We start from the raw sequence: 19,771 nt of genomic DNA, 5'->3' as shown, positions 1-19,771 counted from the left end.
AGCGCCACTTCAGCCGGGCGGCCACCCGCCGAAATGCGCTGCGCCGAAAGCTAGCGAAAGGACAGTCGCCGGAAAGCCGACGACTAAAAAATCCCAAAAACTCAAGGGCGCGCCGGAACGCCGGGCGATTTCGGCGACAATCAGATTGGCCGCCGAACCGAGCAGGGTGAGATTGCCGGCGAGCGTCGAAGCCATCGCCACGACCAGCCAGCTGTCCCGCGGCAGTTGCGCCATGAAGGGCTTCAGGGCGAGCACAGCCGGGACATTGCTGACGAGATTGGACAAGGTCGCCGTGACCGCCGTCAAAATCCAGGCGTTTTCCAGCCCCCAGCCCTGCGCGCGCCGCAAGATGTCCGGCGTCAGGAAGGCCCTCTCGCCCGCCGCCGCGACGATGAACAGCCCCGCGAACATCAACAGCAGCCCGCCATCGATCCGGCGATAGACCTTTTGCGGTTTGATCGCCCGCGTCAGCAGCAGCAGGCTGGCGCCCGCGAGCGCCGCCTTGGGGGCCGGAACGCCGAGAAAAAAGGCCACGACGACGCCGAGCGCCGTGAGCGCGGCGCGCAAGGTCAGGCCCTTGTGCGCCCGGGCCGGGCCGATCTCCGGCTCGCCAGATGGGCGTTCGCGGAGATCGCGCCGGTAGACGAAAGCGATCAGGGCGAAAACCAGCAGCAGCGCGACGGCGGCGACCGGCGCCAAAGCGGCGGCGAAACGGCCATAGGGAATCTGCGACGCTGCGCCGATGATCATATTCTGCGGATTGCCGGTGATCGTCGCCGCGCCGCCGGCGTTGGAGGCCAGCGCGGTCGCGAGCAGAAAAGGCTTGGCGTTCAGCTTCAGCGCGCGTGTGACGCGCAAGACGAGCGGGGCCATCACAAGGCAAACCGCGTCATTGACGAGAAAGGCCGAGAACAGGCCCGTGACCGCGACGATGCCGGCGAGCAGCGCGAATTGCGAATGGGCGCGGCGAGCCGCGAACAGGCTGGCGCTGCGGAAAAAGCCGGCCAGCTCCAGTTCCGCGACAATGGCCATCATGCCAAGCAGCAGGGCCAGCGCGCCGAGGTCGATGGATTTGAACGCCTCGTCGAGCGTGAGGCCGCCGCAGACGACCATGGCGGTCGCGCCGACCAGCGCGATGCCGGCCCGGTCCAGCCGGGTAAAAGGCAGGCGCCCGAACGCGACGCCGCCATAGGTCGCCAGAAAGACGAGGGCGACGAGAAGTTTCTGACTATTCACGGCGCCGGAGCCTCGGGGACGTTGCGGGAAAAACCCTCAACGTCCCTTGTGCTGAAGTGTTCAGGCCAGCGCCTTGAGCGCCGAGCGGCCAGCATAGATCGCCTGCTTGCCCAGCTCGTCTTCGATGCGGATGAGCTGATTATACTTGGCCAACCGATCGGAGCGGGCGAGCGAGCCGGTCTTGATCTGTCCGCAATTGGTGGCGACCGCGAGATCGGCGATGGTGGAATCCTCGGTCTCGCCGGAACGATGCGACATCACAGCGGTATAGCCGGCGCGCTGCGCCATATCGACGGCGTTCAGCGTCTCGGTCAGCGTGCCGATTTGGTTGACCTTGATCAGGATTGAATTGGCCACGCCCTTCTTGATGCCGTCCTGCAGGCGGGAGACATTGGTGACGAAGAGATCGTCGCCGACCAGCTGGACCTGTTTGCCGATCAGGTCGGTGGTGATCTTCCAGCCTTCCCAGTCGTCTTCGGAATTGCCGTCCTCGATCGTGACGATCGGATAGGCCACGGCGAGTTTCTTCAGATATTCCGCCTGTTCCTGAATCGAGCGGACCTTCCCTTCGCCTTCATAATGATAGGCGCCGTTCTTGAAGAATTCGGTCGAAGCGCAATCGAGGCCGAGCGCGATGTCCTCGCCGAGCTTAAAGCCCGCCGTCTCGATGGCTCGGGCGACGAAATCGAGCGCCGCTTCCGCCGAGGGCAGATTGGGGGCAAAGCCGCCCTCATCGCCGACATTGGTGTTGTGGCCGGCCTTTTTCAGCGCGGACTTGAGGCCGTGGAACACTTCCGCGCCCCAGCGCACCGCTTCCACCAGGCTTTCGGCGCCGACCGGCAGGATCATGAATTCCTGAAAGTCGATCGGATTGTCGGCATGGGCGCCGCCGTTGATGATGTTCATCATCGGGGTCGGCAACACGCGGGCCTGCGTGCCGCCCACATAGCGATAGAGCGGCAGCTTGGCGGCCTCGGCGGCGGCCTTGGCGACCGCGAGCGAGACGCCGAGAATGGCGTTGGCGCCCAGACGCGCCTTGTTCGGCGTGCCGTCGAGTTCGATCATCGCCTCGTCAATGGCGACCTGGTCTTCGGCGTCGAGGCCGGAAATGGCGTCGAAAATATCGCCATTGACCGATTCGACCGCCTTGAGCACGCCCTTGCCGAGATAGCGGGCCTTGTCGCCGTCGCGCAGTTCGACAGCCTCATGCGCGCCGGTCGAGGCGCCAGACGGAACCGCGGCGCGGCCGAACGAGCCGTCTTCCAGCGTCACATCGACCTCGACCGTGGGATTGCCGCGCGAATCCAGAATTTCGCGAGCGAAAATGTCGATAATCTCAGTCATGCAGCTCCCCTGAACGATAAAATGCGGCTTTGCGGCAGATTGGCGGTGACGGCAAAGGCTGGCGGCAAAGGTTGGCCGCCTTCTACGCCGGATGAGCGAAATAAAAAAGATGGCCAAAGGCCGCAGCGTGGATTTTCCCGGCGGCGCGCCTTGCCGGGCGGCCTCGGCGCGCGTAAATCCGGGGCAAGAGGACAGGAAATGGTTCAAATCCATGACGGCGCCGGCCTGCTCGGCGCACAGACGAAAACGCCGCAAAGCCCTGACGAGGCCGTGCTCGACCGTGTGCCCAATCCGCATCCGGATGTGGATTATGTCGCGCGCTTCACGCAGCCCGAGTTCACCTCGCTGTGCCCGGTCACTGGCCAGCCCGATTTCGCTCATCTCGTGATCGATTATGTTCCAGATCAATGGCTCGTTGAATCAAAGGCTTTAAAGCTTTATCTCACCTCATTTCGCAACCATGGCGCCTTTCACGAGGCCTGCACGATCCGCATCGCCAAGGACCTTGTCGCCGCGTTGGCGCCGCGCTGGCTGCGCATCGGCGGCTATTGGTATCCGCGCGGCGGCATGCCCATCGACGTGTTCTGGCAGACCGGCGAGCCGCCCAAAGGCCTCTGGCTGCCGGATCAGGGCGTGGCTGGCTATCGCGGGCGGGGATGACGGAACATCAGTTCGATGCTGTGACCGCCGCCCTTCGTCCAACGCTGACAGCCAGCGCGGCGAGGATTGCAAAGGCGCCAACCATGGCCAGGCCGTCCACGGCGGCATGATTCAGGACGGTTGGCGATACGCCAAGGCTCCCGCCCCCGGTCCCACCACGGGCTTCGAGCCGCCACGACAGCAGCGAACCGGCTGCCGCGACTCCGACACTAGTGCCAACGACCCGCATTAAACTGAGCAGCGCCGCCGCCTGACTGGAAAGCGCCGGAGGAGCCGCGCTCATGGTCGAAGTGTTGTTGGGGGCAATGAAGAGTCCCAATCCCGAGCCAAACAGGGCGAGCCCCGCCAACACGCCAGAAAGCCCGCCGGCGCCGCTCGTCATGACGAAAGACAGGACGACCAAGGCCGCGACCACGATGGCGATCGCCGCCATTTTTGTCGCCCAGGCGCCAAGACGGTCAACCAGCGGTCCAGAAAAAGATGCGGTCAGACCGAGCCCGATGGGGGCCAGGGCGAGATGGAGTCCGGCGACCGAGGGTGTCTCCTGATAGCCCCGGACAAGGCTGAACGACATCACGAAAAACATGCTGTACAGCATGGCGTAAGAGAGGATCACCGCGACGATCCCGCCGGAAAAGGCCGGATTGGCAAAAAGAGCCATATTGACCAGTGGCGGCGACATCCGCCGCTCCTGCCATACGAACAGTGGCAGCAGGATCGCCGCGGACGCGACGACCGACAAAAACGCAATGGAAGTCGGACCCCAGGCATGGATTTCACTGAGCGCGGCCACCAGCGAGATCAAGGCCGGCGTTAGAAGCAAGGCGCCGCCCCAATCGAAGCGCTTGTCCGGGTCCAGATCCTTGCTCACAGGGAAGACCAGATAACCTGCAATGGCCCCGATCACGCCCAAAGGCACATTGATCCAAAAAATCCAGCGCCAGCCCAGCGTATCCAGAATAATGCCGCCAAACACAGGGCCAGCCCCAGCGCCAATGGCTTGCGCGGCGGCGAAAAGGCCCAGGGCCTGCCCGCGCTGCTGTGGATTGGTGGCCTTGACCAGAATGGCGACGCTATTGGCCCCAAGCATCGCGCCGCCAATGCCCTGGAGAACGCGGAAGCCGACCAATGCGCCGAAACTCGACGCCAGTCCGCACAAGGCCGAAGCGCCAGTAAAGAGAATGAAGCCGGCAATATAAAAGAGTTTGCGCCCTTTGATCGCGGCGAGCCGCCCGAAGATCGGCAAGACTGAGGCAAAGGCGATCAAATAGGCGGTCGCGATCCAGCTGACATCGCTGATCCGAAGATTGAACACGCGCTCGAACTCGGGCATCGCAAGTTGCACGATGCTCGCGTCAAGCTGGCCCATGAAGGCGCCGATGCAGGTCGTTGCGACAACGAGCCAGGGATAGGCGGCGAGCCTTGTCAGGGCTGGCGCGGGCGCCGGTTCGAGCGTCGTCAACATGGCGCGAACACTAGCTCCGATTGTCTAGCCTGGGGCAGGCGGCAGAATGTAGCCAAGTTTTGCGACGCTTTGCCAGCGAATAGCCGAGCCAACCAGCGCAATCTCCGGCTGTCGCGGAAGATCGCGGATGACGCCGGGCAATCTAATCCTTATGTTGCAGCTGTGCCGAAAGAACCAGCCCCCAAAAAAGCTCCCATGCCGAGCCGCGAGGACATCCTCGCCTTCATCGCCCGCGAGCGCGAGGCGGCGGCGCAGGCTGGCGCCGCCTTGCCAGACAAGATCGGCAAGCGCGAGATCGCCCGCGCCTTCGGCATTCGCGGCGACGACAAGATTTTTCTCAAGAAAATCCTGAAAGAGCTGGAGCTGGAAGGCGAGATCCAGCGCTCCCGCAAGGGCCTGCATGAAAAAGGCGCCCTGCCCCAGATCGTGCTCGCCGACATCACAACGCGCGACCGCGACGGCGACCTGATCGCCGTGCCGGTGGAGTGGGAGGAAGACCTCGGCCCAATACCGCGAATAGCTATTTTCGCGCCGCGAAAGGCCCGCGTCGGCGGCCCCCCGGCGGCGGGCGTCGGCGACCGCGCCCTGGTGCGCGTCACGCCTTTGCGCGAAACCGGAGGACCAGCCTATTCCGGCCGCGTGGTCAAGCTGCTGTCGCGCGCGGTCAAGCGCATCCTCGGCGTGTTCCGAGAAGACCTTCGCAATGGCGGCGGGCGCATCGTGCCCGTGGACAAGAAAATGCGCGACAAGGAATATCGGATCGCGGAGGCGGATCGCGGCGAGGCGCGCGACGGCGATCTCGTCAGCGTGGAGACTCTTTCACGCGGTCGCCTCGGCCAGCCGATCGCCAAGGTTCGAGAGCGGCTCGGCTCGATGAACAGCGAAAAGGCGATCAGCCTCATCGCCATCAACACCCATTCGATCCCGGACCTGTTCCGTCCCGACACCATCGAGGCCTCGGAGGCCGCCAGGCCCGCGCGGATGGAGGCCGAGGGTTTTCGACGTGAAGATTGGCGCTCGCTGCCCTTGCTGACCATCGACCCGCCCGACGCCAAAGACCATGACGACGCTGTCCACGCCGCGCCGGACGACGCGCCGGACAATCCGGAAGGCTTCATCGTCACGGTCGCCATCGCCGACGTCAGTTTTTATGTGCGGCCCGGGAGCGCGCTCGACAAGGAGGCGCTGGATCGCGGTAATTCGGTCTATTTCCCGGACCGCGTCGTGCCCATGCTGCCCGAGCGCATTTCCAACGACCTCTGCTCATTGCGGCAGGGCGAGGACAGGCCCGCGCTCGCCTGCCGCATGCGCCTCGGCAAGGACGGCCACAAGCTGGACCATAGCTTCCATCGCGTGATGATGCGCTCGGCGGCCAAGCTCTCCTATCAACAGGCGCAGGACGCCATCGACGGACGCCCGGACGATACGACCCGGCCCCTGTTGGACGAGGCGCTGAAACCCTTGTGGCGCGCCTATGAGGCCACGAAAATCGCACGGACCAAGAGGTCGCCGCTCGATCTCGACCTGCCCGAGCGCAAGATCCTGCTGAAAGCCGACGGCACGGTCGACCGTGTGCTGACGCCGCCGCGTCTCGACGCCCACAAGGTGATCGAGGAATTCATGATCCTCGCCAATGTCGCCGCCGCGGAGACGTTGGAAAAGGAGAAGTCGCATCTGATCTACCGCGCCCATGACGAGCCTTCGATCGAAAAGCTCAATGCGCTGTCGGAGTTCCTTGCGACCATCGGCATCAAGCTGGCCAAGGGCCAGGTGATCAAGCCCATGCAGTTCAATGAAATTCTCGCCAAGGTGCGCGGCACCGAGCACGAGAATGTCGTGAACGAGATCGTGCTGCGCACCCAGGCGCAGGCGGAATATGTCGCGGAAAATTACGGCCATTTCGGCCTGCATCTGCGCCGCTACGCGCATTTCACCTCGCCGATCCGCCGCTATGCCGATCTGATCGTTCATCGGGCCTTGGTACGGGCGCTGGACCTCGGCCCGGGCGGGTTGCCCGAGATGGGCCGCGAACATCTGGCCGAAATCGCCGCGCGCATTTCCGCCGCCGAGCGCCGCGCCATGGCCGCCGAACGCGAGACGACCGACCGGCTGATCGCGACCTTTCTGGCCGAAAAAATCGGCGCCAGCTTCGAGGGCCGTATCGCCGGCGTCACCCATGCCGGGCTTTTCGTCAAGCTGTCGGACACCGGCGCCGACGGCTTCGTCCCGGCCGCCTCCATCGGCGATGATTATTTCCGTTACGACGAGGCGCATCACGCGCTGATTGGCGCGCGGACCGGCGAAACATATCAGCTTGGCGATCAGGTGACGGTGAAGCTCGTCGAGGCCGCCCCCTTCGCCGGCGCCCTGCGTTTTGAAATGCAGAGCGAGGGCAAGCCCCGCGCGGGCCGCGCCAGCGCGCTCAAGACCAAGCCCGCCAAATCCTCGCGCGCCCGCCCTTCCGCGAGAACGTCCCGGCGGAGGACCCACGCATGATCACCGCCGCCGAATCGAGCAAACCCGCATCATCTGACATCGTCCTGACGGCGCGTCCCGTCTGGCCGGCGATGAAGCGCGGCATGCGCGGGTTATGCCCCGCCTGCGGGCAAGGAAAAATCTTTTATGCTTACTTGAAGGTCAATGATCTCTGCCCCGCCTGCGGCGAGGAATTGTTCCATCAGCGCGCCGACGACATGCCGCCCTATGTCACCATGGTCATTGTCGGGCATATTGTCGTTTCGGGCGTCATCGCGGGGCAGGAACTCTTCCCAAATCTGCCGGATTGGCCGCAGATGGTCTTTTGGCCCGTCATCGGGCTGCTGCTGAGCCTCTGGCTGCTGCCCATCGTGAAAGGCGCGTTGATCGCCTATCAATGGGCATTGCGCATGCATGGCTTCGGGGTGGAGGCGCCAGACGAGCGTCGCTTCTCCGGAGACAGGCCATGATGGAAGGTGAAACACGCGCAAGCAAACCAAGGCCCGCGCGCCCGCGTGACGCAGCGTCGCTGATCCTGCTCGAAGGGATCGGCAGGAAAAACCCCAGAATTCTGCTTGGCAAGCGCCATGAGGCGTTGAAATTCATGCCCGGCAAGTTTGTCTTTCCCGGCGGAAAGCTGGAGCCCTGCGACCGCCGCATGAACATCGCCGGACCGCTCGACGCCCGCGTCGAGACCCGGCTGCTGAAAGGCCGCGCCGGGTCCGATCCGACCTTCGCCCGCGCCCTGGCTCTCGCCGCGATCCGCGAAACCTTCGAGGAGACGGGCCATGTCGTCGGCTCGGGCGAATTTGGCGGCCCGGAACGCCCGCCTCCGGCCTGGCGAACCTATGCGGCGCACAAGTGCCTGCCCGATTTGCAGGATCTGCATTTCATCGCCCGCGCCATCACCCCGCCCTCGCTGCCCAGGCGTTTCGACACGCGCTTTTTCGCGCTTGACGCCCGCGCCGTGACGGCGCGGCTGGACGGCTTCGCCCATGCCGACGCGGAACTGGTGGAACTGGCCTGGGTCCGCTTCGACGAGGCCGAGAAACTTGACCTGCCGGACGTCACGCGCGGTGTGCTGGCGGAACTGCGGGAACGGCTCAAGGCCGGCATGAGCCATTATTTGCCCACGCCCTTCTATTACCAGAGCCGTGGCAAGTGGCGGCGTGAGGAGCTCTGAGGCGAGGCGCCGGCCCTCAAGCCCGACCGTTTCCTGTACAAAAAAAGCTTCGAAATATTTTGGTAAACAAAGCTTAAATCACAGATTCCGCAACGGAATTATTCATTAACCAGAAAAACGAGCAACTTTCGATAAAATGTAACTTGTATCCCTAACACGCTATTCAATGGTGACCGTTTAGATATATTCCAACGGTACGCTTTTGAATAGGCAGACATCCCATGCGTGCGTTTCATGATCAACGGGCCCTTGGGGCCTTCGTCGCCGACAAGCGCGGCACTGTTACGATTTTCGGCGCCGCGCTGATCGCAGGTCTGATCGGAATTGTCTCGCTTGTCGCCGAATACGGCCTTACGCTCGAACGGCAGACTGAGGACCAGAGGATCGCCGACATGGCGGCCTATGCGGCTGCCACTTATTACGGCGCGCATTCCGGCGACTCCAATGTTCTCGCCATGGCCACCTCCGTCGCCCAGAATGTCGGCAAGCTGAACGGCGTTCCGGTCGCGGGCGTGGCCGCCGCCGTCGTGACCTCGCCGCAAGATTCGACCAAGAACGCGCTGAGGGTCATCGTCACCACCACCCCGACGCTGTTTCTTGGCAGAGTGCTCGGCACTCATACGACCCTGACGACGACGGGAACCAGCTACGCCCAGTTCGGCGGCGGCGTGAGCGCCTGCATCACCGCCCTCTCCGCGTCGAGCGGCATTACGTTGAGCGGCGGCACGGCGATTTCCGCGCCGCAATGCGGCATCGCCACCAATGCGACGCTCACCGTTCCCTGCGGCACGACCATCACCGCCAAGGGCGTCAGCTATGGCGGCGCGACGCCGACCCAGGGCTGTAGCGGCATCACCGCCCAGACCCTGACCCACGCCTCGGTCACCGATCCTCTCGCCACCAATACCGGCGTCGTGGCGGCGGAGGCCTATGTCGCCGGCATCGCGTCACAGACCGGCCCAACCGCGCCGACCGTCACTGTTGGCGCGACCGGCACGACCGTCTCCTTCACCCTCTCATCCTATCCGACCACCACACAAACTTCGGGCGGCTGCTCCGCCACCTACGCCAGCAGCACCTGGACGGTCGCCTGTCCGGCTGGAACTTACAATATCACCAAGCTCTCACTGGGCGGCGGCCTCAACCTCAGCTTCAATCCGTCCGGTTCGGCCAGCTCGGTCTATAATTTCAACACCGCGATCACGACGGCCGCGACCACCAGTTTCGGCCCGGGAACCTATAATTTCGCCAGCGCCGTCGTCACCGCCGGCACGACGACCTTCGCCGCGGGGAATTACAATTTCGCCAGCACGGTCACGGCCGCCGGCACGACGACCTTCGGCGCCGGGACCTATAATCTCGCGCTCGGCCTGACCACGTCCGGCGGCTCGACCACCACCTTCGCCGGCGGCGGAACCTATAATTTCGGGCGCAGCACCGCGAAATGCAGCGGCCAAGGCTATTACAGCATCTGCAATGTCGCCACACTCTCCTTCTCGGGCGCGAGCACGTTCTCGCTGTCCAGCGGCATCTATGTGAGCGGCGGCGCGACCCTGACCATGGGCTCGGGCACGAGCAACAGCTACAAGATCGGCGCCGCGAGCGACGGCAATGCGTTCTGGCTGGGTGGCGGCGCCAAGATCACTCTCGCCGACGCCACCGGCAACTCCAGCCTGTTCAAGGTCACCGGCAATGTGAACGCGGATGCTGGCGGCGGCAGCTGCATGAGCCTCGGCGCGGCGACCAACCACGACATCAACGGCTGGTTCTCCACGGCTGGCGGCACGATCCTGGGCGCAGGAACCTATTCCATCAACGGCTATCTGGCCTATGGCAATAACGGCGGCGGCTCCGTCTCTTGCAATGGCTCGACAGTGGGCCTGCAGGGAACCGGCGTCACCATCATCTACAGCGCGTCCACGACCCCCAGCAGCGGAACCTGCTCTGGCAAGGGTCTGTGCTTCGCCGCCGGCTTCAGCAATGTCAATGTGAGCGCCCCGACCAGCGGAACCTACGCCTTCCTGCTTTTCGTGGGACCGCAATCGGGCAATTCGGCCGGCGCCTATTTCTCCGGCGGCTCGGGCGCCTCGATGTCGGGCGCGTTCTATCTGCCCGTTGGCGCCTTCACCATGGCGGGCGGCGCCTATATCAACACCCTGACCGGCGGTTGCCTGCAAATCGTGGCCCTGTCGGTCTCGATGTCGGGCGGAACGACCGCAGCCTCGACCTGCATCACAGGCTCGGGCGGGTCCGGCTCATCGACGCCAAAATTCGTGATGTGAGGATAGACCCGTAGAATGGAATCCTCTGCAGCGATTTCGCGGCCGCATGATCCTGGAAAAACGGCCAGACCACGAGGCGCCAGCCGCGCGCGAGGCTTCCTGCGCGACCGGCGCGCCGCGTCGATCGTCGAATTCGCCCTGATCGCGCCCGTATTCCTGCTGGTGCTGGGCGCGGCGGTCGATTTCGGCCTCGCGGTGCGAACGAAGTTCAAGCTGTCCTCGGCGCTGGCGACGGCCTCGAACGTCGCCTTGACCAACGCCAGTTCCGTCGGCACTTCCAACGAAGCCCCGCTCGCCTCGACTCTTGCAACCCTGATCGGCTCCGCAAATGCGGCCAACTGGTCCAGCTCCTCCGTGAACGTCAACAATGGCAGCACCGCCTCGACGACCACCGGGAGCGCGACCGTGACGGCCGGCGGCTCTACGTCTGGCGCGACCAGCTGCTATTGCCCGACGGGCTCGGGGACGAGCTTCGCCTTCGGAACCGCGGCGACCTGCGGCTCGGCCTGCGCCGGCGGGGCGGTGGCCGGGAAATTCGTCAAACTCTCGGCGAGCCGGGCCTACACGCCCATGATCCTGCCCTCCAGCCTGATTCACTCGCCCATCACGGCGAGCAGCGTGATCCAGGTCCAATGAAGCACGCTTGGCTCTCTCCCCTCGCCTTGCTGCGGCGCGACCAGAGCGGCTCCTCCGCCGTAGAATTCGCCGCCGTCTGCATTCCGCTGATGTTTTTCTTGTTCGGCATTCTGGAATTCGGGCGCGCGATCTGGGTCGAGGAGGCCCTGCAGAACACCGTCTCCAAGGTCTCGCGCTGCATCGGGATGAAACTGGCGAATTGCGCGTCTTCCGGAACCTACAGCTCCAGCCTGACCGCCACATACGCCCAGACCGCGGCCCAGTCCTGGGGCCTCACGATCCCCGTCAGCAATATCACGACCTCCGCTTCGACCTCCTGCCCCGGGATGTCAGGCTCCACCAGCTACGCCAAGGTCACAATTTCCTATCCCCTTACAAATGTCGCGGCCTATTTGATCCCGTCGCTCGCCAACCAGACGGTTTCGGCGCAGGCCTGCTTCCCGATGGCCCCCTGACCGTTGGCTCGCCGGTCGGCCTAACATGGCCTATAAGCGCTCATGTTTTCCGCCTTCGATTCGCAAACCTGGAAGCGGCTCGCCGCAGCGATCTCCTGCATTTCCATTGTCGGCATCGGCCTGTCGCTGGTCATTCCGCTGCTCGCGCTGCGGCTCGAAGCCGCCGGCTTTCCCGCCCACACCAATGGCCTGCACATCGCCGTCACCGGCGTCGCCACGCTTGTCGGCGCGCCGCTGACGCCCTGGCTGGCGCGCTGGATGGGAATCCGCGCGCTGGTCTTCTCGGCCATCGCCCTGGGGATCGCGGCGCTGATGGGCTTCGCCTTCTGCGGCGACTACCAGCTCTGGCTGGCCATTCGAGCCGCCTTCGGCCTTTCGCTCACCATAATTTTCGTCGTCAGCGAATATTGGATCAGCGCGGCGGCCCCGCCCGCGCAGCGGGGCATGGTGCTCGGCCTTTACGCCACCGTGCTGGCGCTGGGATTCGCCATCGGCCCCGCTTTGCTGAGCCTCACCGGCGCCGACGGGCTGCTTCCCTTTTTCGTCGCCGCCGGCCTGATCGGCGCCGCCGCCATTCCGGTCGCGCTGGCGGGCGAAGCGGGCGCGGTGAAAATGGAGGGACCGGCGCTGCCGAATCTGCGCGCGATCTTCGCCGCCGCGCCCATCGCGCTCGCCGCCGGCCTTCTCTATGGCGCGGTCGAGACCGGATTGAACGGCCTGCTGCCCGTGTTCGGCGTTCGCTCCGGCTTTCCGCAGTCCTGGGCGACCTTCCAGTTGACTCTCGTGGCGCTGGGCAATGTGGTCTTCCCCATTCCGATCGGACTGGTCGCGGACCGTTTGAACAAGACCTGGATGCTGGCCTTTTTCGCGCTTTTCGGTTTCGCCGGCGCTCTCGCTTTGCCGGCCCTCGCCGCCGACCCGACGACCTATGCCGTCGCCCTTTTCTTCTGGGGCGGCCTGATCGGCGGCCTTTATCCGGTCGGTCTCGCCATTTTGGCCGGGAAATTTCAAGGCGCCCGGCTCGGCTCCGCCAACGCGGCCTATATCATGATGTATTCCGTGGGAATGATGGCCGGCCCGCCGGCGCTCGGCCTCGGCCTCGACCTGGAGAACCCGGGCGGTCTGTTCGACGCCCTCGCCGCTTTGTTCCTCGCCTATCTCGCGCTCATCGTCGCCTTGTCCCGACCGGCGCGGGCGGTATGGCGACGGGGCCGCGCTTGACAAAAGCGGACCATTGCTTATGGTGCCCGCGAGTTTGGGCCGGAGCGATCCGGCCCCTTTTATTCCGTCAATGGCCTCCGTCCCCTTCAGGATGCGACGCCAGTTCCGCTTGCAAGGTTTAAAGCCATGGCCAAGGCCGCCACGATCAAAATCAAGCTGCTGTCGACCGCCGACACCGGCTTTTTCTACGTCACCAAGAAAAACGCCCGCACCAAGACCGACAAGCTGGCGTTCAAGAAATATGACCCCGTCGCGCGCAAGCACGTCGAGTTCAAGGAAACCAAGATCAAGTAAGGCTTGAACTTTTTCCTTCAAAGCCGCCTTCGGGCGGCTTTTTTCGTTTTTATGACTTCTCCGTCCCTAGCGTTTGCGCGGCGATCGCAACGCGCAAGTCCTCAGGCTTGTGATCGCCCGATAGACGGATCGTGCGCTCTTCGCCTGTGATCCGATTTCTCATGACATAGATCAGGTCCACAGGAATCGGAGGGCCAAGCCCCGAGCCAAGCAATTCGTCCAAACCCAGCCGCAGCCAGAATGAAGTGTCATAGGCATAGCGCCGGCTCCCGATACTCCAGTCGCCGAAATCTTCGAAATTCTCCGTCATTCCAAATGACCTCGCGCCGAAAATCTGCGGCTGCGCTCAAGCGAAAAAACCTTCGAAAATAATCTGGTCGGCGTGACGCCGCGCGACCTCCGCCTGTTCCGGCGAGCGAATCGTCCAGGTCATCACTGGCGTTCCCGCGCAGGCGCGGGCGAAGGCCGTGACCGCCACGGGCAGATCGGAGGCCCGCCATGACAGGAAATCGGGCCTCGTCTCGGGCGCGTGGGTGAAGCGTGTCAGGCTCTGCCGCAGGCTCGGCGGAAGGCCGCTGAACTCCCCGTCATCGTAATCGCTCTGCGCGACGATTCCGAGCGGCCATGGACTTTCCTGCCCGCGCAAGGCCGCGATCAGCGCCGGATCGAAACTTTTGAGCGCCACCGTACCGGAATAGGCGCCGAGCGCGGCGGCGGCGGCGAGCGCCAGAGCGATATCGCCCGAAAAATCGCTCTTGAGTTCGAGAATCAGAGGGACGGCGCCGTCAACCGCCGCCAGCCATTGCTCCAGCGTCGGGATCGCTTCGCCGCCTTCGCGGAAGGCGATCTGTTCCAGCTCATTGGCGTCGCGCGCTGCAAAAGGCCCCTGCGCCTCGGTCAATCGCTCCAGGGAATCATCATGGAAGACGAAAACCTTGCCATCGCGCGACAGGCGCAGATCGCATTCGATCCCATAGCCGTGAGCGACCGCCTCACGCGCCGCGCCGATCGAATTCTCGACCCGTCCGCGCGACAGATCATGCAGGCCGCGATGAGCGATCGGGCGCCCGACCAGCCAGGAAAAGTCGGGAACGCAAGGGCTCGTCATTCCGCGATTTCGAAAATCGCTTCAACCTCGACACAGGCGCCCAGCGGCAATTGCGCGACGCCGATGGTCGAGCGCGCGTGGGCGCCGAATTCAGCCAATGCGGTTCCGATCAAATCCGAGGCTCCGTTCATCACGGCCGCCAGCCGCGTGAAATCCGCATCGCAATGGATGAAGCCGCCGAGTCGAACGCAGCGGCTGATGCGGGCGAGATCGCCGAGATGCAACTTGGCCTGGGCAAGACAATTCAGCGCGGACAGCGCCGCAGCCTTCACGGCGTCCTGCTCCGAAACCACGCGCCCGACGCTGCCGACATGGGCGGGCGCAAGCGTCCCATCGGCGCCGAAGGGCAACTGCCCGGAGACGAACAGCAGGCGGCCGGTGACGACGGCCGGGACATAATTGGCGATCGGCGCGGCGGGTTGCGGCAGCGTGACCCCCAGCGTCTTGAGCCTCTGCTCGATCTCACCGCCGATCTGCGCCATTCCATTTTCCTTTCGCGTCCAAAATCATGAGTTCAACCTTCGACTGGCCAAGGCTGAGCGGGCCGAGCTTCGGCGCGGCCGCCGTCGTCTTTTCCAGTGCCCGACGGCGTGAATCATCGTAGTTTCGCCACAGCCTTCCGGCAACAATGGACTGGAGCCCGGCTGGCTGACCAGCGAATCCTCTCGTGAAGCTTGAATCCATGTTTTTGAAAGTTCCGGCTTCGGCCTCCCGCGCCTGCCCCGCCTTGTTCGCAACCCTGTTGAGCGCCTTTCTCTCCGTTCCTGGCCAGTGCCAGCCGCTGCCGCCATCCGTCGCCGGATCCGCACTGGCGAGCCACAAGGCGCTTTACGATCTGCGTCTGCTCGAGGGCGCGGGGACCAAGGCCCCGGCGAGCGCGAGCGGAGGCATCGCGTTCTCGTTCGATTCGGCTTGCGAAGGATATGCCCAGACTTTGCGTCAGGTGCTCGATCTTGAGCCCAGTGAGGGCGAAATGCGGACCACCGAAACACGCTCGACCACTTATGAAGACGCCAGGGGCGCCGATTTCCGCTTCAACATCCTCGGGGCGCTTGGCAAGGGCTCCGAGGTCGACGGCCATGCCGCGCGCGGCGCCCGAGGCGTCTCCATCGCCTTGAAACGCCCGGAACCCTTCCGTCTCGACGCCCAGGCCGACGTCCTCTTTCCGACCCAGCTCATAGAGAAGGTCATCGCCGCCGCGCGGCGCGGCGAAAAAATCCTGCTGGCCCGTGTCTATGACGCCTCGGACGACGGACGAAAAATTCTCGACGTCACGACGGTGATCGGCAAGCCCCGGCAGGAGCCCGACGGCGACAAGGGCGCCCAGATCCCGGAATTGCGCCGCCTGACGCGCTGGCCGGTGGCGGCGGCCTATTTCTCACCCGAAAAGCGCGATGGCGCCCCGGATTATGTGCTGTCGTTCAACCTCTATGAGAACGGCGTGTCTTCCGGACTGAAGCTCGATTATGGCGATTTCGTCCTCAGCGGCGAACTCACCCGAATCGAATTCCCACCGGCGACGAAGTGCCGCCGCTGAAGCCGCACGGCGAAACTGCGTCCGTCAGGCGCTGAGCGCCTGGCCCGCGCATCCGGGACGGTATTGCTCGATCACGCCGGCGACTTCATCTTCGGGGACCGGGCGGCAAAACAGAAAGCCCTGAACGAAGGTGCCGCCGAAGCCGCGCAGCAGGTCGAACTGCTCCTGCGTCTCGACTCCTTCGGTCACGCAATCGAGGTTCAGATTGGCGCAAAGGCCGATCATCGACCGGACGATATCGCGGGCAATGCTGTTCACATGCATTTCCTGAACGAAACTGCGATCGATCTTGATCATGTCCAGCGGCAGGCGATGAATATAGGCGAGGCTCGAATGGCCGGCGCCGAAATCGTCCAGCGAAATATTGACGCCCATCCTCTTGAGCTGGGCGATCGCCGCCGCCGCCCTTTCGAAATCCGCGACCAGCGCCGTTTCGGTGACCTCGATATCGAGGCGGGACGGATCGAATCCGCTGCCCTCGATCAGCGTCATGATCTGCGTCAGGGCGCGCTGCGAAACCAGATCGCGGATGGAGATATTGAAGCTCAGCTTGATGTCGTGCGGCCAGTTCCGGGCTGCGCGCAGCGCCTTCCGCAAGGCCGCGCGCGTGATCGCATGGATCAGCTCGCCTGATTCCGCAACCGGAATGAAGTCTTCGGGGCTCACATCGCCAAGATCCGGGCTGGTCCATCGCGCCAGCGCCTCAAAGGCGACAATCCTTCGCGTCGCGACATGCAGCAGCGGCTGGAACCGGATCGTCAGCTCCTGCTCGAAATCCGCCTTGCGCAGGGCCTGCTCGATCCGCGCATTGAGCAGCATCTTGCTTTCATGTTCGGACGAAAACAGCACGGCGGCGCCGCGATGGTTCTGCTTGCCGAAATAAAGCGCGTAATCGGCCCGCTCATAGAGATGGTGCCCATCCATCGCATCCTGAGGATAGCGCGCGAAGCCGATCGAGGCCGACACCCCGGCGTGGATATCGGCGAAACGCAATGGCGCGCGCAGCGCGGCACAGACCTCTTCGCCGAGCCGCAGGATATCGCTCTCCTCGAAGCAGCCACGCGTGAAGATAGCGAACTCGTCGCCGCCGAGGCGCGCGATGGTCGTCCCGCCGCTTGCGAATATCTGGAGCCGAGCCGCGCATTCCCGCAGGACGCAGTCGCCGATAGCATGGCCGTAGAGATCGTTGATCGGCTTGAAGCCGTCGAGGTCGATCACGCCCATGACCAGAGCGCCTTGCTCGCCCTCCTCGCGGATCGCGCACTCAAGACGCTCGAAGAACTCGCGCCGGTTGGGCAGTCCGGTCAGGCTGTCCGTATTGGCGAGGAGTCGATTTTCCTCGGCCAGTTCGACGGCGTGAAGTTTCGCCGCGACCATCTTCTCGAAATCTCGCGCCGACACCATCACGATATAGGCGAGGAAAAGGCCGACGAGGCCGAGGTTCATCGCGATGACAGGCGCATCCGGCCCACCGGTCAGCATGAGCAGAAGCAGGAAACCGGGCATCGAGATCCCCGCGAGCGTCAGCGCAACCCGGGGCAATTGCCCGAGGATGTAGCTGCAGATCATGTTCGTGATGACCACGGAAAAGACGAGCTGGCTGCGCAGCGCGCTATCGCCATAAAGATAGAGCGCGACCATCCAGGCCGTGCCGAGCGTGCCGAACCCGACAGCGATGAACTGAACAATGCGCAGCATGTCATGCGCAACGCGCCCATCGACCGGGATGAACCTCCGCAGGCGCATGAAATGAACCGCCCGGACAAGGGCGAAAAGAATGAAAGCCAGGGGCAGGCCATAAACGAGGGCCCGCGGCGCCACGCCGGAAAAACTATAAGCCGTTACAACGATGTGAACGCAAATCACGCCGTAAAGCAGCGGCAGGTTCGCAATCAGGATTGAAAGGCGCGCCAGGTCGAGCTCTTGCTCTATGCCCGCCACCGGCGTTCGACGCCAACCGTCCAGCAAAGAAGGCAACACCAGCATGAACGATCCAATTTGCCAGGTGGCGGCCCGAAAGGGCCTGGAAGCCACCCAATGCGACGAACGCATAGTCTTAACTGGAACCGCTTAAACTTACCTTACGGCGACCCCGCCCCGCCGTTCACGACCTGGCAATATAACGAAAGGCCTCCCGCTTGCGGCGGGAGGCCTTGTGATTTTCACCGATGTCTCGTCGGGACCGCGCTTAAAGCGGAATGTTGTCGTGCTTCTTCCAGGGATTTTCCAGTTCCTTGTGGCGCAGCATGGCCAGGGCGCGCGCGACGCGCTTGCGCGTGCCATAGGGCTGGATCACCTCGTCGATATAGCCGCGTTCGGCGGCGACGAAGGGCGAGAGGAAGCGGTCTTCATATTCCTTGGTGCGCTCGGCGATCTTCTCGGCGTCGCCAATGTCCTGGCGGAAGATGATCTCGACCGCGCCCTTGGCGCCCATCACCGCGATCTGCGCCGTCGGCCAGGCGTAATTGACATCGCCGCGCAGATGTTTCGAGGCCATAACGTCATAGGCGCCGCCGAAGGCCTTGCGCGTGATGACGGTGATCTTCGGCACGGTGGCTTCGCCATAGGCGAACAGCAGCTTGGCTCCGTGCTTGATGAGGCCGCCATATTCCTGCGCGGTGCCGGGCAGGAAGCCGGGCACGTCCACAAAGGTGACGATCGGAATGTTGAAGGCGTCGCAGAAGCGCACGAAACGCGCCGCCTTGCGCGAGGCGTCGGAATCCAGCACGCCGGCCAGAACCAAAGGCTGGTTGGCGACAATGCCGGCGGTGCGGCCGTCGAAACGGCCGAAGCCGACGACGATATTTTTCGCGTGGGCTTCCTGAATTTCGAAGAAATCGCCCTCGTCGACCACTTTCGTGATCAGTTCCTTGACGTCATAGGGCTTGTTGGGATTGTCCGGAATCAGGGTGTTGAGCGACATGTCGTAGCGGTCGTCCTGATCGAAGGTCGGCCATTCCGGAACTTCGTCGGTATTGGAGGACGGCAGGAAGTCGATCAGGCGGCGCATCTGCAGCAGCGCCTCGACGTCATTGTCATAACCCTTGTCGGCGATCGAGCTCTTGGTCGTGTGGACCGAAGCGCCGCCGAGTTCTTCCGCCGTCACCGTCTCGTTGGTGACGGTCTTCACCACGTCCGGGCCGGTGACGAACATGTAGCTCGTCTCCTTCACCATGAAGATGAAGTCGGTCATCGCCGGGGAATAAACGTCGCCGCCAGCGCAGGGGCCCATGATGACGGAAATCTGCGGGATGACGCCCGAGGCCAGCACATTGCGCTGGAACACCTCGCCATAACCGCCGAGCGCCGCGACGCCCTCCTGAATGCGGGCGCCGCCGGCGTCGAACAGGCCGATGATCGGCGCGCGGTTGCGCAGGGCCATGTCCTGGATCTTGGTGATCTTCGCCGCATGGGTTTCGGACAGCGAGCCGCCGAGCACGGTGAAGTCCTTGGCGAAGACATAGACGACGCGGCCGTTGATCGTGCCCCAACCGGTGACGACGCCGTCGCCGGGGATTTTTTCGCCCTGGTCCATGCCGAAATCGACGCAGCGATGCTGCACGAACATGTCGAATTCCTCGAACGAATTATGATCGAGCAGCAGTTCGATGCGTTCGCGGGCGGTGAGCTTGCCCCGGGCGTGCTGCGCGTCGATACGCTTCTGGCCGCCGCCGAGGCGCGCGCCTTCGCGGCGATCGTCGAGGATTTCGAGAATGTGTTTCATGGAGACTTCCCGGTCTTGGCGGAGTGCGCCGCAAAAAACGTTGGCCCGGGTTTAGCACGGCTTTTTTGGAGCCGGAACCCGCAACGTGACGAAAGGATGAAATCCATTCGGATAATGCGTTCGCCTGCCCAGCCGCCCGCCGGAGCGCCGA

At 63.7% G+C, this 19,771-nt stretch carries 19 protein-coding genes; 10 read left to right on the top strand and 9 right to left on the bottom strand.

Translation table 11 applies throughout. The features are described 5' to 3' along the window. Positions 1–9: 9 nt before the first annotated feature. Complete coding sequence (locus QZ409_RS05950) at positions 10–1,236, bottom strand: anion transporter (RefSeq protein WP_296707837.1); 1,227 nt, start codon at positions 1,234–1,236, stop codon at positions 10–12. A gap of 60 nt (positions 1,237–1,296) precedes the next feature. Beyond that, positions 1,297–2,580, bottom strand: a complete 1,284-nt coding sequence (gene eno / locus QZ409_RS05945) for a phosphopyruvate hydratase (protein WP_296707835.1) — start codon at positions 2,578–2,580, stop codon at positions 1,297–1,299. Positions 2,581–2,778: 198 nt separating this feature from the next. Between eno and queF the strand changes: the two genes are divergently transcribed. Next, positions 2,779–3,240 (top strand): preQ(1) synthase, encoded by a 462-nt coding sequence (queF, locus tag QZ409_RS05940; protein WP_296707831.1) that lies wholly within the window; start codon positions 2,779–2,781, stop codon positions 3,238–3,240. A 7-nt stretch (positions 3,241–3,247) separates the two neighbouring features. Here queF and QZ409_RS05935 read toward each other — a convergent pair whose 3' ends face one another. Then, on the bottom strand, positions 3,248–4,705 hold the full coding sequence (locus QZ409_RS05935; protein ID WP_296707829.1) for an MFS transporter: 1,458 nt from the start codon (positions 4,703–4,705) through the stop codon (positions 3,248–3,250). A 195-nt stretch (positions 4,706–4,900) separates the two neighbouring features. Between QZ409_RS05935 and rnr the strand changes: the two genes are divergently transcribed. The 8 genes from rnr to rpmG all read left to right on the top strand — a co-directional run bounded on the left by rnr (position 4,901) and on the right by rpmG (position 13,251). Next, positions 4,901–7,201: a ribonuclease R gene (gene rnr, locus QZ409_RS05930; RefSeq protein WP_296707826.1), complete on the top strand. Its 2,301-nt coding sequence runs from the start codon at positions 4,901–4,903 to the stop codon at positions 7,199–7,201. Further along, positions 7,198–7,650, top strand: a complete 453-nt coding sequence (locus QZ409_RS05925; RefSeq protein WP_296707822.1) for a DUF983 domain-containing protein — start codon at positions 7,198–7,200, stop codon at positions 7,648–7,650. The genes rnr and QZ409_RS05925 overlap by 4 nt, the downstream gene beginning before the upstream one ends. Then, a complete protein-coding gene (locus tag QZ409_RS05920) occupies positions 7,647–8,363 on the top strand; it encodes an NUDIX domain-containing protein (RefSeq protein WP_296707817.1) in 717 nt (238 codons plus the stop codon). The genes QZ409_RS05925 and QZ409_RS05920 overlap by 4 nt, the downstream gene beginning before the upstream one ends. Before the next feature lie 221 nt (positions 8,364–8,584). Then, positions 8,585–10,645 (top strand): hypothetical protein, encoded by a 2,061-nt coding sequence (locus QZ409_RS05915; protein ID WP_296707815.1) that lies wholly within the window; start codon positions 8,585–8,587, stop codon positions 10,643–10,645. A 15-nt stretch (positions 10,646–10,660) separates the two neighbouring features. Continuing rightward, a complete protein-coding gene (locus QZ409_RS05910; protein WP_296707814.1) occupies positions 10,661–11,281 on the top strand; it encodes a TadE/TadG family type IV pilus assembly protein in 621 nt (206 codons plus the stop codon). Further along, on the top strand, positions 11,278–11,736 hold the full coding sequence (locus QZ409_RS05905) for a TadE/TadG family type IV pilus assembly protein (RefSeq protein ID WP_296707813.1): 459 nt from the start codon (positions 11,278–11,280) through the stop codon (positions 11,734–11,736). Before QZ409_RS05910 ends, QZ409_RS05905 begins: the two co-directional genes overlap by 4 nt. A 42-nt stretch (positions 11,737–11,778) precedes the next feature. Next, entirely contained in the window at positions 11,779–12,957 is a 1,179-nt protein-coding gene (locus QZ409_RS05900) for an MFS transporter (RefSeq protein WP_296707811.1), read from the top strand. Positions 12,958–13,083: 126 nt separating this feature from the next. Next, positions 13,084–13,251, top strand: coding sequence for a 50S ribosomal protein L33 (gene rpmG, locus QZ409_RS05895; RefSeq protein WP_104506871.1), 168 nt, complete (start codon positions 13,084–13,086; stop codon positions 13,249–13,251). Positions 13,252–13,300: 49 nt separating this feature from the next. Here the strand turns inward: rpmG and QZ409_RS05890 are convergent, their stop codons facing one another. Genes QZ409_RS05890 through QZ409_RS05875 form a run of 4 tightly spaced genes read right to left on the bottom strand, consistent with a single transcriptional unit; the run spans position 13,301 to position 15,043 of the window. Continuing rightward, positions 13,301–13,561 (bottom strand): hypothetical protein, encoded by a 261-nt coding sequence (locus QZ409_RS05890; RefSeq protein ID WP_296707800.1) that lies wholly within the window; start codon positions 13,559–13,561, stop codon positions 13,301–13,303. 36 nt (positions 13,562–13,597) lie between these two features. After that, positions 13,598–14,359 (bottom strand): glycerophosphodiester phosphodiesterase family protein, encoded by a 762-nt coding sequence (locus QZ409_RS05885; protein ID WP_296707796.1) that lies wholly within the window; start codon positions 14,357–14,359, stop codon positions 13,598–13,600. Then, positions 14,356–14,841, bottom strand: coding sequence for a RidA family protein (locus QZ409_RS05880; RefSeq protein WP_296707793.1), 486 nt, complete (start codon positions 14,839–14,841; stop codon positions 14,356–14,358). The genes QZ409_RS05885 and QZ409_RS05880 overlap by 4 nt, the downstream gene beginning before the upstream one ends. Continuing rightward, positions 14,822–15,043: a hypothetical protein gene (locus QZ409_RS05875; RefSeq protein ID WP_296707790.1), complete on the bottom strand. Its 222-nt coding sequence runs from the start codon at positions 15,041–15,043 to the stop codon at positions 14,822–14,824. Before QZ409_RS05875 ends, QZ409_RS05880 begins: the two co-directional genes overlap by 20 nt. Here QZ409_RS05875 and QZ409_RS05870 point away from each other — a divergent pair. Next, positions 15,042–15,896 carry a cell envelope integrity EipB family protein gene (locus QZ409_RS05870; protein ID WP_296707788.1) on the top strand — a complete coding sequence of 285 codons (855 nt, stop codon included), beginning with the start codon at positions 15,042–15,044 and terminating at the stop codon, positions 15,894–15,896. The genes QZ409_RS05875 and QZ409_RS05870 overlap by 2 nt on opposite strands. A 24-nt stretch (positions 15,897–15,920) precedes the next feature. Here the strand turns inward: QZ409_RS05870 and QZ409_RS05865 are convergent, their stop codons facing one another. Together QZ409_RS05865 and QZ409_RS05860 are read right to left on the bottom strand one after the other, a co-directional pair. Next, the gene (locus tag QZ409_RS05865; protein ID WP_296707785.1) at positions 15,921–17,882 is read right to left on the bottom strand and encodes an EAL domain-containing protein; all 1,962 of its coding nucleotides are present in this window, start codon (positions 17,880–17,882) and stop codon (positions 15,921–15,923) included. Positions 17,883–18,084: 202 nt separating this feature from the next. Then, positions 18,085–19,620, bottom strand: a complete 1,536-nt coding sequence (locus QZ409_RS05860) for an acyl-CoA carboxylase subunit beta (protein WP_296707782.1) — start codon at positions 19,618–19,620, stop codon at positions 18,085–18,087. Positions 19,621–19,771 lie beyond the last annotated feature (151 nt).

The sequence above is a fragment of the Rhodoblastus sp. genome, assembly GCF_019449565.1.
Lineage (GTDB): Bacteria > Pseudomonadota > Alphaproteobacteria > Rhizobiales > Beijerinckiaceae > Rhodoblastus.
This window is presented reverse-complemented; position numbering and strand designations above follow the sequence as displayed.

Excerpts from the sequence above, each read along its gene's own strand:
- eno (WP_296707835.1), bottom strand. The coding sequence starts at position 2,580 with ATGACTGAGATTATCGACATTTTCGCTCGCGAAATTCTGGATTCGCGC.
- queF (WP_296707831.1), top strand. The coding sequence starts at position 2,779 with ATGGTTCAAATCCATGACGGCGCCGGCCTGCTCGGCGCACAGACGAAA.
- QZ409_RS05935 (WP_296707829.1), bottom strand. The coding sequence starts at position 4,705 with ATGTTGACGACGCTCGAACCGGCGCCCGCGCCAGCCCTGACAAGGCTC.
- rnr (WP_296707826.1), top strand. The coding sequence starts at position 4,901 with ATGCCGAGCCGCGAGGACATCCTCGCCTTCATCGCCCGCGAGCGCGAG.
- QZ409_RS05925 (WP_296707822.1), top strand. The coding sequence starts at position 7,198 with ATGATCACCGCCGCCGAATCGAGCAAACCCGCATCATCTGACATCGTC.
- QZ409_RS05920 (WP_296707817.1), top strand. The coding sequence starts at position 7,647 with ATGATGGAAGGTGAAACACGCGCAAGCAAACCAAGGCCCGCGCGCCCG.
- QZ409_RS05915 (WP_296707815.1), top strand. The coding sequence starts at position 8,585 with ATGCGTGCGTTTCATGATCAACGGGCCCTTGGGGCCTTCGTCGCCGAC.
- QZ409_RS05910 (WP_296707814.1), top strand. The coding sequence starts at position 10,661 with ATGGAATCCTCTGCAGCGATTTCGCGGCCGCATGATCCTGGAAAAACG.
- QZ409_RS05905 (WP_296707813.1), top strand. The coding sequence starts at position 11,278 with ATGAAGCACGCTTGGCTCTCTCCCCTCGCCTTGCTGCGGCGCGACCAG.
- QZ409_RS05900 (WP_296707811.1), top strand. The coding sequence starts at position 11,779 with ATGTTTTCCGCCTTCGATTCGCAAACCTGGAAGCGGCTCGCCGCAGCG.
- rpmG (WP_104506871.1), top strand. The coding sequence starts at position 13,084 with ATGGCCAAGGCCGCCACGATCAAAATCAAGCTGCTGTCGACCGCCGAC.
- QZ409_RS05890 (WP_296707800.1), bottom strand. The coding sequence starts at position 13,561 with ATGACGGAGAATTTCGAAGATTTCGGCGACTGGAGTATCGGGAGCCGG.
- QZ409_RS05885 (WP_296707796.1), bottom strand. The coding sequence starts at position 14,359 with ATGACGAGCCCTTGCGTTCCCGACTTTTCCTGGCTGGTCGGGCGCCCG.
- QZ409_RS05880 (WP_296707793.1), bottom strand. The coding sequence starts at position 14,841 with ATGGCGCAGATCGGCGGTGAGATCGAGCAGAGGCTCAAGACGCTGGGG.
- QZ409_RS05870 (WP_296707788.1), top strand. The coding sequence starts at position 15,042 with ATGTTTTTGAAAGTTCCGGCTTCGGCCTCCCGCGCCTGCCCCGCCTTG.
- QZ409_RS05875 (WP_296707790.1), bottom strand. The coding sequence starts at position 15,043 with ATGGATTCAAGCTTCACGAGAGGATTCGCTGGTCAGCCAGCCGGGCTC.
- QZ409_RS05865 (WP_296707785.1), bottom strand. The coding sequence starts at position 17,882 with ATGCTGGTGTTGCCTTCTTTGCTGGACGGTTGGCGTCGAACGCCGGTG.
- QZ409_RS05860 (WP_296707782.1), bottom strand. The coding sequence starts at position 19,620 with ATGAAACACATTCTCGAAATCCTCGACGATCGCCGCGAAGGCGCGCGC.